This window comes from Streptomyces sp. NPDC002156 (genome assembly GCF_053593675.1).
Map to the genome: position 1 here is coordinate 1 of NZ_JBSFDA010000213.1, position 15,832 is coordinate 15,832.

Sequence of the window (15,832 nt, forward strand, 5' to 3'; positions counted from 1 at the left end):
GTGCTGGCCGTTCAGGCCGACAGCGGGGGTCTGGGGGCGGCAGCCCCCAGGGATGGGACGGGTAGGGGCGGCGGGGGCGAGAAAAACACGGAAACGGCCCGCCGGAGACATCTCCCGACGGGCCGTCGCCATCACGTCAACGGCAAGCTACTTGCCGTAATACGCGTTGTAGATCGAGATCGTCGACTTGTTCCCCTTCTTGTCGCTGATCTTCGCGTGGAAGGAGATCGCCTCCCCCTTCTTCGGGTTGACGACAGTCACCTTCCCGTTCTTCACCGTCAGCTTCTTCCACGTCTTGCCGTAGTCGTAAGACGCGTACACCGACAGCGACTTCAGGTTGCTGCCACGCGCCGAACCCTCGACGACGACCGGGAACGTGACCTTCGTACCGGCCGCGACCTTGTTGTCCAGACCGACCGGCGCGTTGAAGCGCACCGAGGACGCCGGGAGCTGCGCCCCGTCCTCCCCCGGCTTCTTCGACCGGAACGTCCAGCTCGCATCGATCCGCGTGGACGCCTGCGCCACCTTGACGCTGCGCTTGACCGACGTCGTCAGCTTGTACTCCGCGTCGCCCGCCGGAACCGTGAACGGCTTCTCGGCGAACAGCGGGTCGTCGGTCGTGGCGACCTTCTTCCCGTTGCGGTAGAGCGTCGTGGCGACCGACGTGAAGTCGGACGAGCCGGGGTGGCCCGCGCCGTCGGAGAACAGCGGGATCAGGCCGTAGATGTAGTTGCCGTCACGGAAGAGGCCGTAGTCCGGGAGCAGACGGGGACCGAAGACCGCGGTGTTGAAGGTGCGCCAGTACTTGCCGCCGGCCTTCAGTGTCTGCGCCGCACCGAGCGTGTAGTAGGCCTCGGGGATCGAGAAGCCCTGTGCGTCCTTCCCCTTGAACTGGGTGAAGTCGAACAGCCACTGGACCTTCTCGCCCGTCGACACGTACTGCGTACGCGTGGCCGGGAGCGCCTGCTCGACGAGGGCGCCGAAGGCGACGTCCTCGGGCAGGAACGCGATCGCACCGAGCGCGCCGGTCTTGCCCGGCGATCCCGCACCGATCTTGTTCGACACCGTGGCGAACTCGCTCGCCTTGAAGTGCCGGACCTTGTCGCCCTGGATCTTCTTGACCTTGGCGGTGGTGATCGCGTCGTACTCGGCGCCCGCACCCTTGCCGAACTGGCCGAACCAGGTCTGCGAGAGGCCGGGGGTCTCCGCGCCGAGGTGGGCCATCCGCAGGTTGGCGAAGGAGTCCATGCCGACTCCGATGCCGATGCCCGCGTCGTCGTACATGTAGCTGATCATCGCGCCCAGCGGCTTGGCGTCGGCGTCCGGCACCGTGATGTCCGCCGCCTTGGTGGTGCGGGCGTCGATCGTCACCGAGGTGTTCTTGGTGACCGCCAGCTTCGGCTGGACCACCCAGTCGAGGCCCTCACCGCCCAGGTCGGGCTTGGTGAAGTCCTTCGCGATCCACGCGTCCAGGAGGTACGTGCCCTTGGGCAGACGCATGGTCGTGGTGCCGGTGGCCGAGGTCGGGACCTGGTAACCGCGGTCGGTGGCCAGGCCGGAGTAACCGGCGACGATCGTGTTGTACTCGCCCGTCGGCTGCCCGGCCTTGTCGATGTGCTTGACCGTCAGGTCGTACGACTCGACCTCACGGTTGACCGCCGCGCCCGTACGGACGCTCTGCGCGCCGGCCGTCGCCGTCACGTACGAGGAGTACGCGCCGTCGAGGGTGCCGCCCAGCTTGGTGTTGACGGTGTAGCCGACCGAGGCACTCTTGCCCGCCGGGACCTTCACCGTCGTCGCGGCCAGCTTGAAGAAGCCGGCCGGAGCGGCCTGGCCCTTCGGGTCGGTCGCGGTCGCCGACAGCTTCAGCGTGACGTCGGTCGTGCCGAGGTTGCGGTACGTCAGCTGCTTGGTGACCGGGGTGTCGTCGGTGTGCGGCCACGCCTGCGTACCGAAGCTCACCGACGCGGGGTCGGCGATCACGGTCTGCTTGATGGCCTTGTCGACCTGGATCCGGCCCGAACCCTGCTGGAACGGCGTGTACTTGCCGCCCTTCGCGGAGCCGGTGAGCGCGCCCTTGATCTCGGCGTACGTCCAGTCCGGGTGCTCCTGCTTGAGGATCGCCGCCGCGCCCGCCACATGCGGCGTCGCCATCGACGTACCCGAGATGGAGAGGTAGCCGGCCGGGTTCTCGCCGACCTCCTGCTCGATCAGGCTGCCCTTGGCGGAGGCGGCCGTGATGTCCACGCCGGGCGCGGTCACGTCCGGCTTGATGGCGCCGTCGCCGACACGCGGGCCGGTGCTGGAGAAGTCGGCCAGCAGATCCTTGTCGTCGACCGCGCCGACGGTGAGCGCCTTGTCGGCGCTGCCCGGCGAACCGACCGACTCCGGACCGGAGTTGCCCGCCGCGATCGCGAAGAGGATGCCCTTCTCTTCGGACAGCTTGTCGACCAGCGCCTCCAGCGGGTCCACCTCGGGGGTGTCCTGGCCGCCGAGGCTGAGGTTGACGACCTGGGCGCCCTGCTCGGCCGCCCACTCCATGCCGGCGAGGATGCCCGAGTCGTCACCGGAGCCGGTGTCGTCCAGGACCTTGCCGCTGATGATCTTGGCGCCGGGTGCGACACCCTTGTACTTGCCGCCGGACTTGGCCCCGGTGCCCGCCGCGATGGACGCGACGTGCGTGCCGTGGCCGACCTTGTCGTCGGTGGTGGCGGCCGGGGTGAAGTTCTTGGCCGCGATCACCTGGCTCTTGAGGTCCGGGTGGGTGGCGTCGACACCGGTGTCCAGGACGGCGATCTTGACGCCCTTGCCGTCGTACCCGGCCGCCCACGCCTTCGGCGCGCCGATCTGCGGCACGGACTTGTCGAGGCTGGCCTTACGGGTGCCGTCGAGCCAGACGTGCGCGATCCCGGCGGCGGTCCTGTCGCCGTTGGTCACCGCGTCCCAGAGTTCGGGAGTGTCCTTCTGCGGTGTCTGCACGGCGTCCGCGTTCAGGGACTTCAGCGTCTGGCGCAGCGTGCCCGCGTCGCGGACGTCGGCCTTGGTGGCCGCCGCGGCCCCCGTGTAGCCGACGATGACCTTCAGTCCCTTCTGCTGGGACTTGCGGGTCGCCGCCTTGTTCAACTCCGTGACGTCGAACAACCGTTGGTCCAGCTTGCCGCTGGAGACCAGCCGGGCCGCGTCGGCCGGGATGACGAGGGTGTGCCCGTCGATCTTGCGGATCTGTACGGGTATCTTCTCGCGCCCCGCCGCCCGCTCCAGGCCGATGACACGGCCCTTGGCGTCGACGGCGACCCGGTCACCGGTGATGAGGGTGATGCGGTGCGCGGGCTTGAGCTTCTGGGCAGCGGCACTGGTCGCGCGCTGCCGCTCCGCCTTCGCCTCGCCCTTCGCGGACGCCGGGCCGGTCATGCCCGCCGCGAGGGCAACTGCGGCTGCCGTGGCTACGGTTGCCGCACATGCTCTTTTCACTTGTTTGCGCAAGTCTCCCCCTGGAGCCTGTGGCTGAGGTGCCGGAAGAATTCCCCGTTCATCCGGCTGGGGGCGGTCCCGTACGCAGAGGCGTACACCCCCCGACCGTGAATTATGCCGAGGGGTGATCAGCCGCTCAATAGACTGAGCTCTCAAGAGTGGGCTGTTACGAGGCAGTTACGAAACTTTGCGCGCCGGTTTTCTCCATTTACGCGCCGGTGGTCACTTTCCTATGCGCCCGCGTTCTCCTTCACGGTGATCTTCCCCTTACGGATGGTGGCCAGCCGCGGGGCCTTCTTCGCGATCGCCGAATCATGCGTGACCATGATGAAGGTGAGCCCCAGCTCCTTCCACATGGTTTCGAGTACGTCCATGATCTCGTCGCGCATCGACTCGTCGAGGTTCCCGGTGGGCTCGTCGGCGAGGAGCACCTTCGGCTGCTTGACCAGGGCACGGGCGATGGCGACGCGCTGCTGCTGGCCGCCGGACATCTCGCCCGGGAGGTGCCCGAGGCGCTCGCCGAGACCGACCGACTTCAGCGCCTCGGCGGCTCGTTCGCGGCGTTCCTTGGTCTTCACGCCGAGTGGTACGAGAGCGGTCTCGACGTTTTCCTGGGCCGACAGGGTCGGAATGAGATTGAAGCTCTGGAAGACGAAACCGATGTTCTCGCTGCGGACTTTTGTGAGGCGGCTCTCGGACAGTTTGGCGAGATCTGTGCCGTCGAGGTCGATGCTGCCGTCTGTGGGGCGGTCGAGTCCGCCGAGCATTTGGAGGAGGGTGGACTTGCCGCCGCCTGTGGGGCCCTGGATGACGAGGCGGTCGCCGTCGGCGATGGTGAGGTCGATGCCTGCGAGGGCGTCTACCGTCTTTTTGCCTCGGGTGTAGGTCTTGGTCACGCCTTTTAGTTCGTACATGGTGGTGGCTCCTGGGTGGGATTGGGGGTGCGAGGGGTTGTCTGTCGGCTGATCGCCGGTGGGGGCTTGTCGCGCAGTTCCCCGCGCCCCTGAAAGCCCCCGCCGCCGTCCGTTTTTAAGCGCGAACCCCTCGCTACTCGACTCTCCTCAGCGCGTCCGCCGGACGCAGGCGCGACGCTCGCCAGCCGCCGAAGGCGCCCGCGATCAGGCCGCCGGCCACCGCCAGGCCTACCGCCAGGGCGATCGTGGAGAGGGCGACCGGGGCCGTGAGGGCGACCGTCAGGGCCTGGGACGCTGCCTGGCGGCCGCCACCGCCGCCGGGGAAGCCGCCCCCGCCGCCGCCACCGCCGGGACCGCCGCCGTTGCCGCCCGAACTGCCCAGCTCCGCCTGGAGTTCGGGGCTGATCGCGGTGACGACGTATGCGCCGGCGAGGCCGAGTGCGATACCGAGGGCGCCGCCCACCAGGCCGTTGACGATGGCCTCGCCGACGACCTGCCGGGTGACCCGGCCCGACTTCCAGCCGAGCGCCTTCAGCGTGCCGAACTCGCGCACACGGCGGGACACTGCCGAGGAGGTGAGCAGGCCCGCGACCAGGAAGGCGGCGATGAGCACCGCGATCGACAGCCACTTGCCGACGCTGGAGGCCAGGTCGGAGGCGGTGGAGAGGGAGCCGGAGACGGTGTCCGCGAGATCGGCGGAGGTCGTGACGGTCGTACCCGAGATGTTCTTCTGGATGGTCGACTTGACCGCGCTGATCTGCTGGGAGTCGGTCGCCTGGACGTAGATCGTGGTGACCTTGTCCTTGGAGTCGCTGAGGGTCTGGGCCTGCTTCAGCGGGATGTAGAGGTTGGCCGCCGCGTCGCCGCTCTCGGGCGTCGCGATGCCGATGGCCTTGTACTTGACGCTCTTGATGGTGACCGTGCTGCCGACCTTGAGCTTCTTCTCCTTGGCGTAGGAGGCGTCGACGACCACGACCTTGGCGTCGGTCTCGGAGGTCGTGAAGGTACGGCCGCTGGTGATCTTCGAGGAGGTCAGCGGGCCGAGTTCCGGCTTGGTGACGTCGGTGCCGTACACCGAGTAGTTGTTGACGTCGAACTCGGCGCCGCCGCCCTCAACACGCCCCTGGGGAGCCTCTGTTGAGCCCCCGTTGCCGCCCGCACCCGGGCCGCCGCCCTGCTGGTTGCCGGTGCCGCCACTGGCGCTCTCGTCCTGCTGGAACTGGCCCTGCCTGAACTGGCCGCTCACCTTGATGACTTGGAGGCTCAGTCCGCCGACAGCGTCCGAAACGCCCTTCTGCGTACCGACCTTGGTGACCGTGGAGGAGGCCAGGGTCTGGAAGCCCTGGACCATCACCCGGTCGCTGCTCTGCTCCGTGTCGGAGTCGTTCTCCTGCGCGTCGAACTGGAAGCGCGGGCGCTGGGCGTCACCGGTGCCGGTCTGGGCCGCGGCGGCCTTGGTGACGGTCATGTCGGTACCGAGTCCGTACAGCGACTCCAGGACCTTGTCCTGCGCCTTCGACATGCCCGAGGACACGGACGTGACCACGATGACCAGGGCGATGCCCAGTGCGAGCCCGGAGGCGACGACGAGTGCCGCTTTTCTGCGGCGGCGCAGTTCGCGCCTCAGGTAGGTGAAGAACATGGCCGCAAGCTAGGTACACCGTGTGATGACGGGATAAGCCCCGCATAAGAGATGCATGAGAAGGCTGTGGTGAACCCCAGAAACACCGATGCCGCCCCTGGGGGCGGCATCGGAAAGCTGTGAACTCCCGCAGGATCGGAGCGGGGTCAGAACAGGATCAAGCGGCCGAACCGGCCTTCCAGTCCGCCCAGCTCAGGTTCCAGCCGTTGAGGCCGTTGGCCGGGTCGACGGTCTTGTCGCCGGTGTTCCGGACGTCGACGACGTCACCGATGATCGAGTTGGTGTAGAACCAGTAGCCCGCCGAACTCTTGTCGTTGGCGCCCTTGGTGTCGTCCAGGCCGACACAGCCGTGGCTGACGTTGGCGCTGCCGAAAGTGCTGCTGGAGCTCCAGTAGTTGCCGTGCACGAAGGTGCCGGAGGTGGTCAGCCGGATGGCGTGCGGCACGTCCTTGATGTCGTACTCGCCCTTGCCGTCGTCGTCGGTGAAGCCCACGGTCGCGCCGTTCATGCGCGTCTCCTTGAACTTCTCCGACATCACCATCTTGCCCTCGTACGTCTTGTTCTCGGGCGAACCGGCGGAGATCGGGATGGTCTTGATGACCGTGTTGTTGTGCATGACCTTCATCGTCTTCGTCTTGGCGTCGACGATGGAGACCTGGTTGCGGCCGATCTTGAAGGTGACCGTCTTCTGCTGCACGCCGTAGACACCGCTCGCGCCCTCCACGCCGTCGAGCGCCAGCTTCAGCGTGACGGTGGAGTTCTCCTGCCAGTAGTCGTCGGGCCGGCAGTCCATGCGGGTGTCGTTGAACCAGTGGCAGACGACCTCCTGCCCGCTGGTCGAGGAGACCGTGACGGCCTTCTGCACGGCCGCCTTCTCGGTGATCGCCTTGTCGAAGTTGATCGACACGGGCATACCCACACCGACGGTCGAGCCGTCCTCGGGCGTGAAGTAGCCGACGAAGCTGTTCCCGGCGGAGACCGTGGTGAAGGAGGCGTTCTCGTGGGCCGTACGGCCCTTGGTGTCCGTGGCCTCCGCCGTCACCTTGTAGGTGGTGGCGCGCTCCAGCTGGGCGCTCGGCTTCCAGCTGGTCTTGTCGGCGGATATCTCACCGGCGACAGCGGTACCGTCCGCCGTCGTCATCTCCACGGACGTCAGGGTGCCCTTGGTCACCGCCACCTGGGCCGCGTTGTTGATGGAGGCGTTGTTCGAGCCGTCCCCGGGTGTGATCTTGATCTGGGCCTCGGAGGTCTTCGCCGCCGCCGCCTCGTCGGCCTTGGCCTGCGAGGTGTCGGTGCCGCTGTCGCCCTTGGAGGCACTGTCGCTGTCGCCCCCGCTGCACGCAGAGAGCACCAGCACGCCACCGAGCAGGGCGGACGCGGCCATCAGACCCTTGCGCCGCCTACTGTCCGTCATCACACGCTTCTCCATCGTTGCCGAATCCCCGAACCGTCGGGACCACGAGTCCCCATACCGAACCGAACATGCAAGTCCCCGTAACCCACTTCAACGCTACGACCGGTTCGTCCCGTTCCACATTCGCTCGATGTGTGGGGCACACCACGTCGCCTGGGTCACAGGGGGCGCTCCGCCCGACCCGTACTCCACCGGGTCGCGTGGTGCCACTGCCGGTCACTGCTCCCCCTGAGACGAAGAAACCCCGGGCCGCGGTTGCCGCCCGGGGTCACGATTTTTCCAAGACCCTCAGCCGCCGACCCGCTCCCCGACCATCTCGTCGCCGTCCACCTCATCATCCTCGTCGAGATCCCAGTCCGGCGAATCCGGGTCGTAGTCGATCTCCTCGCTGCTCCAGGAGGCCTGCGCCAGTTCGATGCCCGGCACCTCCCCGACCAGGTCGAACGGATCCACGAGGTACGCGAGCGCCTCCGCGGTGTCTTCCGTCACAGCGTCCTCGGCGTGCACCCGCTCGTCGGCGGGCATCTCGGTGTCCTCGGCGATCCGCCGCAACGCGGCCTTCGTGAGGGTGGCCGGGTCGTCGACCTCGACGACCAGTTCCACCCGAAGCCGTACAAAACGTGATGTCTCTGAAGTACTCATGGTCGGAGAGCGTACGGCTCACAGCTCCCACAACTTTCCCACGACCCGCGCCTGTCATTAGCATCGGGTCCACGGCCAATTCGCCAGAGCCACAAGGGGATCGATATTCCGTGTCATCCGCACGTCGGTCGTTGCTGACCGCCACCGCAGCGGGGACCCTCCTGGGTGCCCTCTGGTTCGTCCCGTCCGCCAACGCGACGGGAGACAAGCCGGTGGAGAAGTCGGTGGAACAGCAGCAGAGAGCGGATACGTCCCTGTCCACGATGTCCGGCTTCACGCGCCAGATCTCCACAACAAGCACAAACACGAGCACGAGTACGAGCAGTGGTACGGCGGCCACGACGACCTCGGACTCCGCCGATTCCTCGGACTCGGGCACCGGCGACGGCACCCGCCTGGCCGACACCGGCAGCTTCAACACCACTCCGTACGTCGTGGGCGGCACGCTCTGCCTCGGCCTCGGCGCGGGTTTCGTGGTGTATTCGCTGCGACGCGAACGTCTGGGATTCTGACAATCTTTTGACGAACTTGACGTTTATTTGAACATCAGTTCATAGTCCGCCCATGAAGAGATCATCGAGGGCGCGCCTGTGCGCCACGGCGACCGTGGGCGCACTGTCGCTCGTCCTCATCACGGGGTGCGGCAGCGAGGACTCGGCGGATTCGGCCGAGTCGAAGGACAAGAGTTCAAAGGGTTCCGAGGTGGCCGCCGCGAAGGCGGCCACGAAGGCCGAGCTGGAGAAGCTGATCGTCGCCACGGCCGATGTGCCCGGCTCCACGGTCGAGGCGGCGGGTGCGTCGGCCAAGGTCTCCGCGGCCGGCCTCAAGCTGTCCGACGAGAAGTGCCGTCCGCTCGCCGACGTCCTGTCGGGCCAGGCCCCGGGTGACGAGGCGGCCACGACGAACCGCTCGGTCATCGGCGCGAAGCCGTCGTCCACTCCCACGTCCGCGGAGGACCTGGCCGAACTCACGGGCGAGTCCCTGATGGACGTCGACGTGACCCTCGTGTCGCTCTCCTCGTACGAGGGCGACGCGGCGGAGAAGACGATGAAGTCCGTCTCGGACGCGCTCACGGCGTGCGCCAGCGGTTTCACGGTGACCGACGACAAGGAACCGCAGAAGCTGACCGAGGTCGCCGCCGAGAAGGCGGCCGGCACCGGTGACGAGGCGGTGGCGTTCTCCGTGACCGGCGTGGTCGACGAGGAGAGCGGCGAGACGGGCTCGCTGCACGGCGAGGTCGTACGCAGCGGCAACCTCGTCGCGGGCTACTACACGCTCAACCTCGGCGCGATGATGACGGGCAAGACGTACGCCGTCCCGGCGGCGCTGGTCACGGCACAGACGGCCAAGCTGAAGTAACCGGGAGAACCCCCTGTTTTCCGGGGCCCTGTCCAACACGACGATCGAGTCGGACAGGGCCCCGAACCACTTCCCCCGTATGGGAGTTACGGCTTACTGGGCCTACTGGGCCTACTGCAGCGGGCCGGTCACCGGCTCCACCGCGGCGACCAGGTGCCCGCCCCGCACGAAGGCGTCCGCGGCGGCGAGGTCGGGCGACAGGAACCGGTCGGGACCGGGCCCTTCGACCCCGGCAGCCCGTACGGCGTCGATGACGGCCCGGGACGCGGGCGCGGGCGTGAGCCCGTCGCGCAGCTCGATGGCGCGCGTGGCCGCGTACAGCTCGACGGCGATGATCCGGGCGAGGTTGTCGACGGCCGTACGGAGCTTGCGCGCCGCCGACCAGCCCATCGAGACGTGGTCCTCCTGCATCGCGGAGGAGGGGATGGAGTCGGCCGAGGCAGGCACAGCAAGCCGCTTCAACTCACTCACCAGGGCGGCCTGGGTGTACTGGGCGATCATCAGCCCGCTGTCCACACCGGGGTCGTCGGCGAGGAACGGCGGCAGCCCGTGCGAGCGGTTCTTGTCGAGGAGCCGGTCGGTGCGCCGCTCGGCGATGGACCCGAGGTCGGCGGCGGCGATGGCGAGGAAGTCGAGGACGTAGGCCACCGGGGCCCCGTGGAAGTTCCCGTTGGACTCGACCCGCCCGTCGGGCAGAATCACCGGGTTGTCGACGGACGAGGCCAACTCCCGCTCGGCGACGAGCCGCGCGTGGGCCATGGTGTCCCGCCCGGCGCCGGCGACCTGCGGGGCGCAGCGCACGGAGTAGGCGTCCTGAACGCGCGGCGCGCCGTCCTGGTGATGCCCGGTCAGCTCCGAACCCTTGAGCACGGCAAGCATGTTGGCGGCGCTGGCGCCCTGCCCCGGATGGGGCCGGATGGCGTGCAGTTCGGGCGCGAGGACTTTGTCGGTACCGAGCAGCGCTTCAAGACTGAGGGCTGCGGTGACATCGGCGGACTTGTAGAGGGTGTCGAGGTCGGCGAGGGCCATGATCAGCATGCCGAGCATGCCGTCGGTGCCGTTGAGAAGGGCGAGGCCTTCTTTTTCGCGGAGCTCGACGGGGACGATGCCGTGCTGGGCGAGGAGTTCGGCGGCAGGCCGCACCACGCCATCGATCCCCTCGGCATCCCCCTCGCCCATGAGGGTGAGGGCGCAGTGCGAGAGCGGCGCGAGGTCACCGGAACAGCCGAGGGAGCCGTACTCGTGGACGACGGGGGTGATGCCGGCGTTGAGCAGGTCGGCCATGGTCTGGGCGACCTCGGGGCGCACGCCGGTATGTCCCGAGCAGACGGTCTTCAACCGGAGGAACATCAGGGCCCGTACGACCTCGCGCTCGACGCGCGGGCCCATGCCGGCGGCGTGCGAGCGGACGATGTTGCGCTGGAGCTGGGCGCGCAGTTCGGGGCTGATGTGCCGGGTCGCGAGGGCACCGAACCCGGTGCTGACGCCGTACACGGGCTCGGGCTTGGCAGCCAGTGCGTCGACGACGCCGCGGGCTTTCGCGAGGGCGGCGAGGGCCTCACCGGACAGCTCGATCCGGGCGCCGCCGCGCGCCACGGCGAGCACGTCGTCCGCGGTCACCCCGGACGTCCCCACCACCACAGTGTGCATATCCATATTCAGGAGCGTACGCAGTGAATTCCCAGATGTCACTACCGGGTGGCCGGTACACCCCTTACAGCGTTCACTCGCCCCCGCCGCCCCTACCCGTCCCTCCCCCAGAGGGGGGACCCCCATCGGGGGCTCCGCCCCCGAACCCCCGCTCCTCAAACGCCGGAGAGGCTGAGATACCCAGCCCGTCCGGCGTTTGAGGACAAAGGGGGGTCTGGGGCGCAGCCCCCAGGGATGGGAACGGGTAGGGGCGGCGGGGGCGAAACAAACCCCTCGCCTCACGGCCGACGCCCACGGAACCGCCGCCGCTCAACAGCCCCCTCCAGGGACGGCCTCGCGTCAGCGAGCCGTACCACCGGATCGTCAGGGCCCTCGCGCCCCGCGACGACCGGCCGATCCGCGCGAAGCGCCTTCGCCCGGTACTGCGCCGCATCAGCAAGCCGAAACAACCGCCGAGCCGACCGCACCGCCCCGATCGCATCAGCCGTCGAGGCCACCCCACAAGCAACCCCCTCCCCCAACTCCAACCCAGCCGCACGACGACAGAGTTCGTCCGCCGCCCGCACGACATCATCCGCAGGCGCACCGACCACCAGCAGACAGAACTCGTCACCACCCAGCCGCCCGGCCAACGCCCCCGGCAACATCGCCCCGCACAGCGACAGCACGGACCCGAACCGTTCGAGAAACCGGTCACCGACGGCATGCCCCAGGGTGTCGTTGACCCGCTTGAGCCCGTTCAGATCGCAGACGACGAGACTGACCACCGCCCCGTCCCGCCGATGCCGCTCGATCGCCTCGTCGAGATGCGCGTCCACGGCACGCCGGTTCGCGAGCCCGGTGAGTGCGTCGGTGAAGGCCAGCCGCCGGGCCTCCTCCAGCCGCTCGGTCTGGGCGATCCCGGCGGCGACGACGGACGCCAGGACGGTGGCGAAGTCGGCGTCGGCACGGTCGAAGACGGGCGCACCGGCGGGCCGGGCGACGTACAGCTCGCCCCAGGCCCGCCCGTGCAGCACGACGGGGGCGACGACGCAGCAGCCACGCCCCCGGCGTCGCAGGGCGGCGACCCGCTGATGGCAGTACCCGGCACGCCCCTCGAAGGCCCCGCCGGCGGGCCCCTCGGCGGTCTCGACCCAGGCGTTGGGCTCACCCCCGCCCGCCCATCGCTCATGCAGGAACTCAGTGATCTCCGGAAACTGGTGCACGGGGTACGCCTCCCCCTCCGGAAACTCCTCCTCGTCGACAGCCAGCTCCCCCACGTTCGCGAGAACCCGCAGCCGCCCCAGCTCCCGCTCCCAGACCGACAGCGCAGCGAAGTTCCCGGTCAGCGCATGACAGGCACCGAACGCGGCGGCACGCCAGGAGTCGCGGGGGCTGTGCGCGGCGGCCATACCCTGCGCGAGCGTCACGACGGCGCGGAGCCGGCTTTCCTCACCCATTGATCCAGGTTAGGAAGGTTTGGGAGGAATTGAGACATTGGGAAGGCGAACAGGGGGTGGGCGCGAGCCACCGGGTCCGAGGGCGACAGGGCGGATCCCCTCAAGGCCCCCGCCTCACCCGGCAGAGACTGACGGAAAACACCACACCGGAGGCGTGAGCGCTACTCGCCCGGCCAGGCAGGCGTCCGCTTCTCCGCGAACGCCGCCACCCCCTCCGCCCGATCGCCCGAGAAGGCAACGGCACGCCAGGCGGCATCCTCCACCTCGAGTCCCGCCCGCAGGTCCAGCCCGAAGCCCACTCGCAAGGCCCGCTTGGCCGCTCGTACCCCCACAGGGGAGTTCGCCGCGATCCGGGACGCCAGCGCCAGCGCCTCCTCCCGGGCCCGCCCCTCCTCCACCAACACGTCCACCAGGCCCAGCTCCCGCGCCTCGCCCGCCTCCACGCGCCGCGCCGTGAAGATCAGCTCGGCGGCCCTCGCGGCCCCCACCCGCCGGGGCAGCAGCTGCGTACCGCCGCCCCCGGGAATCACGCCCACGGACACCTCGGGCAGCCCCACCACCGCCGTAGCGTCCGCCACGATCAGGTCGCAGGACAGCGCCAGCTCGAACCCGCCCCCCAGCGCGAACCCGTGCACCGCCGCGATCACCGGCATCGGCAGCTCCAGTACGCCGGTGTACGCACCCCGCGCCACCGGCCGCTGCCGGACCAGTTCGGCGTCGGACATCGAGTTCCGCTCCTTGAGGTCGGCCCCGACGCAGAACGCCCGCTCATGGGTGGAGGTCAGCACCACCGCGCGTACGTCACGGTCGGCGGCCAGCGCGGCACACGCGCCGGCGATGGACCGGGCCATGGCGGAGGAGACCGCGTTCATGGCCTTCGGCCGATCGAGGACCAGCTCTGCGACGTACGCATGCCGCCGCACCACGACGAACTCCCCGAACCGCTCCTCGGACCGTTCCTCGGACCGCTCCTCAGCCATGACACCCTCCCGGTTAACGCGGGTTAACTACGACCGCCCCGATCATCGCAGCCCTGCCCCACCCGGGGGAAGAACGGATCCCTCTCCCCGTTCGGGTGACATCGCACCGATCTCCCGAAATCCCGCCCCGGGGAGCGCATAACGTGCGCACCGCCTCGGCGCATCGGGGGCGCGAGCGCAACGGGGAGGGATCGCGATGACGGACACGACGACCAGGCCGGTCGAGACAGGCACACCGAGGCATACCCAGGTCCCACGCCAGTTCACGGGCCCCGCCCGTACCTGGACGCCTCCCCCGGAGCCACCGCCCGTCCCCCTCGTCACCCGCCCCCGGGGCCGGCACCGCAAGCCCCGCCCCCGCAAGGTCCTGCTCGCGGCGGGCGGCTTCGCGCTGGCCGCCGGCGTCCTGAGCCTCGTACGGCTGGCGCCCGACGGCGGAGTGGGCGGCGTCGGCAACACCCAGGCCCAGTCCGACCTGGACACGGACGCGGGCACGGAAACGGGCGGTGACACGTACGGGGACACCTCCGCCGACCGCACCGACAACACGGCCGCCACCGTCGGGACCACCCCCACGCCGACCCCGTCTGCGAGCACCCCGATGGGCGGCGCGACCCCTGCCCCGGCCCCGACAGCACTGCCGACGACTCTTCCGAGCGCGACCGGCCCGCTGCGGCCCCAGCCCCTGGGCCCGCACCCCACGACACCCGGAACAGCCCCCGACGCCACCACGATCCCGCAGCGGCCCGACACACCGGCGCCGACCGCCACCCCTGAACGGCCGCCGGCTATGGCACCGGCCCCACTCGCGCCCCAGCCCGACCCTCAACCCCAGCCCCCACAGCAGGAGGCCCCGGCGCCCCAGGCCCCCGCACCGGCCCCGCAGCCCTCCACGCCCGGCGGAGTCTGCGTACCGCTGATCGGCCTGTGCGTGGACGCGCTGAACCACCGCCACTGAGCGGAGGGAGGTGGACGAGCGGGCGGTCCTACGCGACGGGGCCGGCCCGCCGGGTCAGCAGCCAGGGCTCGACCACGCCCAGTCCGCGTACCGGCCGCTGCCACATCGGCTGGAGCGCGAAGCGGTACACCGGCGGCTCCTCGCCCTCCTTCTCCGCGGCGGCAGCGGCCTCGGCCGCCTCCGCCTCGGAGGCGGGCGCGTCCCCGGTCCGGATCAGCTCCTCCGCGAACGCCCCGTCGACGAGCACGGCGTCCCGTGGCGCTATCGACGTCAACCGGGAGGCCAGGTTCACCGTCGACCCGAACACATCACCCATACGGGTGGTCACCGTGCCGAAGGCCATCCCGACCCGCAGCTCGGGCATCGTCTCGTCGTGCGCCATCGTCTCGATCAGCCGCAGCGCGATCTCGGCGGCGACACCGGCGTCGTCCGCCGCGTACAGCACCTCGTCGCCGAGCGTCTTGACGAGCCGCCCGCCGTTCGCCGCCACCAGGTCGGCGGCCGTGGTCTCGAAGGCCTCGACGAGTTCGCCGAGTTCCTCCTCCTCCATCCGGCGGGTCAGCCGCGTGAACCCGACAAGGTCGGCAAAGCAGACGGCGAGCCGTCTGTCCACCATCTCCTCGTCGTCGGCGGCCTGTACGACCCGTCCGGTCGCGGCGGCGAGCTGGCGCCGCCAGACGTACACGATGAACTCCTCCAGCTCGGGCAGGAGCAGTTCGATCAGCGGATACGTGACCTCTGTGCGGGTCATTCCGGGCTCGGGCGGCTCGGTCAGCCCCTCCAGGAAGGAGTCGATCTGCCATTCCGCCAGCCGGGCGGTGGTCTGCCCCGTGGAACGCGCCACCTGCACGGCCATCGCCTCGCTCAGCAGCCCCGCCTCGACGAGACCGGCGAGCCGGCGCAGCGCGAGGACGTCCGCCTCGGTCAGCGCCTTGGCCTGCCCGATGTCGGCGAAGCCCATGGCCCGCCAGAAACGGGAGGCCAGCTCCATGGAGACTCCGGCGCTGCGGGCGGCCTGAAAGGGGGTGTAGCGCCGCTCGGCCCCGAGGATGAGCTGTTCGAGACGCAGGGCGAGCGGGTCCTCACCGGGGTCGGCGTCCTGCCCGTCCACCCGGCTGCCCGCCGTGTCGGAGCCCGTGTCGTCGACGGTCACGCCTGCTGCCCTTCCGATCTGTCACGGTCAGATATCGACCGCCATCAACGATACGGCCTCGCTCCGCCAGGTCCAGCAGCGACAACGCACCCGGTGTTGGCGCGACCCCACTGGGGGCTGCCGCCCCCAGACCCCCGCTGTCGGCCTGAACGGCCTCGTCCTCAATCGCCGGACGGGCTGAAATGCCTGGCCTGGGCTGAAAGGTCAAGC

The 15,832-nt window shown here is 69.4% G+C and carries 12 protein-coding genes; 3 read left to right on the forward strand and 9 right to left on the reverse strand.

What is annotated here, in order from left to right:
• Window positions 1-147: 147 nt before the first annotated feature.
• From ACWCRB_RS44295 to ACWCRB_RS44315, 5 genes are all read right to left on the reverse strand, one after another.
• Window positions 148-3,411: a S8 family peptidase gene (locus ACWCRB_RS44295; protein ID WP_451001483.1), complete on the reverse strand. Its 3,264-nt coding sequence runs from the start codon at window positions 3,409-3,411 to the stop codon at window positions 148-150.
• Between the two features lie 290 nt (window positions 3,412-3,701).
• Window positions 3,702-4,385: an ABC transporter ATP-binding protein gene (locus ACWCRB_RS44300; protein WP_451001484.1), complete on the reverse strand. Its 684-nt coding sequence runs from the start codon at window positions 4,383-4,385 to the stop codon at window positions 3,702-3,704.
• 133 nt (window positions 4,386-4,518) lie between these two features.
• Complete coding sequence (locus ACWCRB_RS44305) at window positions 4,519-6,027, reverse strand: ABC transporter permease (protein ID WP_451001485.1); 1,509 nt, start codon at window positions 6,025-6,027, stop codon at window positions 4,519-4,521.
• Between the two features lie 157 nt (window positions 6,028-6,184).
• Entirely contained in the window at window positions 6,185-7,456 is a 1,272-nt protein-coding gene (locus ACWCRB_RS44310) for a L,D-transpeptidase (protein ID WP_451001486.1), read from the reverse strand.
• A gap of 273 nt (window positions 7,457-7,729) precedes the next feature.
• Window positions 7,730-8,083: a hypothetical protein gene (locus ACWCRB_RS44315; RefSeq protein WP_235475263.1), complete on the reverse strand. Its 354-nt coding sequence runs from the start codon at window positions 8,081-8,083 to the stop codon at window positions 7,730-7,732.
• A gap of 110 nt (window positions 8,084-8,193) precedes the next feature.
• On the opposite strand from ACWCRB_RS44315, the gene ACWCRB_RS44320 reads away from it, so the two are divergent.
• Both ACWCRB_RS44320 and ACWCRB_RS44325 read left to right on the forward strand, forming a co-directional pair.
• Window positions 8,194-8,595 carry an LPXTG cell wall anchor domain-containing protein gene (locus tag ACWCRB_RS44320; RefSeq protein WP_451001487.1) on the forward strand — a complete coding sequence of 134 codons (402 nt, stop codon included), beginning with the start codon at window positions 8,194-8,196 and terminating at the stop codon, window positions 8,593-8,595.
• Between the two features lie 52 nt (window positions 8,596-8,647).
• Window positions 8,648-9,442 carry a hypothetical protein gene (locus tag ACWCRB_RS44325; protein ID WP_369037275.1) on the forward strand — a complete coding sequence of 265 codons (795 nt, stop codon included), beginning with the start codon at window positions 8,648-8,650 and terminating at the stop codon, window positions 9,440-9,442.
• Window positions 9,443-9,553: 111 nt separating this feature from the next.
• Here ACWCRB_RS44325 and hutH read toward each other — a convergent pair whose 3' ends face one another.
• From hutH to ACWCRB_RS44340, 3 genes are all read right to left on the reverse strand, one after another.
• A complete protein-coding gene (gene hutH, locus ACWCRB_RS44330; RefSeq protein WP_451001491.1) occupies window positions 9,554-11,092 on the reverse strand; it encodes a histidine ammonia-lyase in 1,539 nt (512 codons plus the stop codon).
• A 278-nt stretch (window positions 11,093-11,370) separates the two neighbouring features.
• A complete protein-coding gene (locus ACWCRB_RS44335) occupies window positions 11,371-12,531 on the reverse strand; it encodes a diguanylate cyclase domain-containing protein (RefSeq protein ID WP_451001488.1) in 1,161 nt (386 codons plus the stop codon).
• Window positions 12,532-12,692: 161 nt separating this feature from the next.
• A complete protein-coding gene (locus tag ACWCRB_RS44340; protein WP_451001489.1) occupies window positions 12,693-13,511 on the reverse strand; it encodes an enoyl-CoA hydratase-related protein in 819 nt (272 codons plus the stop codon).
• 196 nt (window positions 13,512-13,707) lie between these two features.
• Between ACWCRB_RS44340 and ACWCRB_RS44345 the strand changes: the two genes are divergently transcribed.
• Window positions 13,708-14,469, forward strand: a complete 762-nt coding sequence (locus ACWCRB_RS44345; RefSeq protein WP_451001490.1) for a hypothetical protein — start codon at window positions 13,708-13,710, stop codon at window positions 14,467-14,469.
• A gap of 28 nt (window positions 14,470-14,497) precedes the next feature.
• Here ACWCRB_RS44345 and ACWCRB_RS44350 read toward each other — a convergent pair whose 3' ends face one another.
• A complete protein-coding gene (locus tag ACWCRB_RS44350; RefSeq protein WP_369037937.1) occupies window positions 14,498-15,622 on the reverse strand; it encodes an adenylate/guanylate cyclase domain-containing protein in 1,125 nt (374 codons plus the stop codon).
• Window positions 15,623-15,832 lie beyond the last annotated feature (210 nt).

What these genes read in the sequence shown, in the direction of transcription:
- ACWCRB_RS44310 (WP_451001486.1), bottom strand. Translation starts at nt 7,456, where the DNA reads ATGGAGAAGCGTGTGATGACGGACAGTAGGCGGCGCAAGGGTCTGATG.
- ACWCRB_RS44345 (WP_451001490.1), top strand. Translation starts at nt 13,708, where the DNA reads ATGACGGACACGACGACCAGGCCGGTCGAGACAGGCACACCGAGGCAT.
- ACWCRB_RS44300 (WP_451001484.1), bottom strand. Translation starts at nt 4,385, where the DNA reads ATGTACGAACTAAAAGGCGTGACCAAGACCTACACCCGAGGCAAAAAG.
- ACWCRB_RS44305 (WP_451001485.1), bottom strand. Translation starts at nt 6,027, where the DNA reads ATGTTCTTCACCTACCTGAGGCGCGAACTGCGCCGCCGCAGAAAAGCG.
- ACWCRB_RS44335 (WP_451001488.1), bottom strand. Translation starts at nt 12,531, where the DNA reads ATGGGTGAGGAAAGCCGGCTCCGCGCCGTCGTGACGCTCGCGCAGGGT.
- ACWCRB_RS44325 (WP_369037275.1), top strand. Translation starts at nt 8,648, where the DNA reads ATGAAGAGATCATCGAGGGCGCGCCTGTGCGCCACGGCGACCGTGGGC.
- ACWCRB_RS44315 (WP_235475263.1), bottom strand. Translation starts at nt 8,083, where the DNA reads ATGAGTACTTCAGAGACATCACGTTTTGTACGGCTTCGGGTGGAACTG.
- ACWCRB_RS44295 (WP_451001483.1), bottom strand. Translation starts at nt 3,411, where the DNA reads ATGACCGGCCCGGCGTCCGCGAAGGGCGAGGCGAAGGCGGAGCGGCAG.
- ACWCRB_RS44340 (WP_451001489.1), bottom strand. Translation starts at nt 13,511, where the DNA reads ATGGCTGAGGAGCGGTCCGAGGAACGGTCCGAGGAGCGGTTCGGGGAG.
- hutH (WP_451001491.1), bottom strand. Translation starts at nt 11,092, where the DNA reads ATGCACACTGTGGTGGTGGGGACGTCCGGGGTGACCGCGGACGACGTG.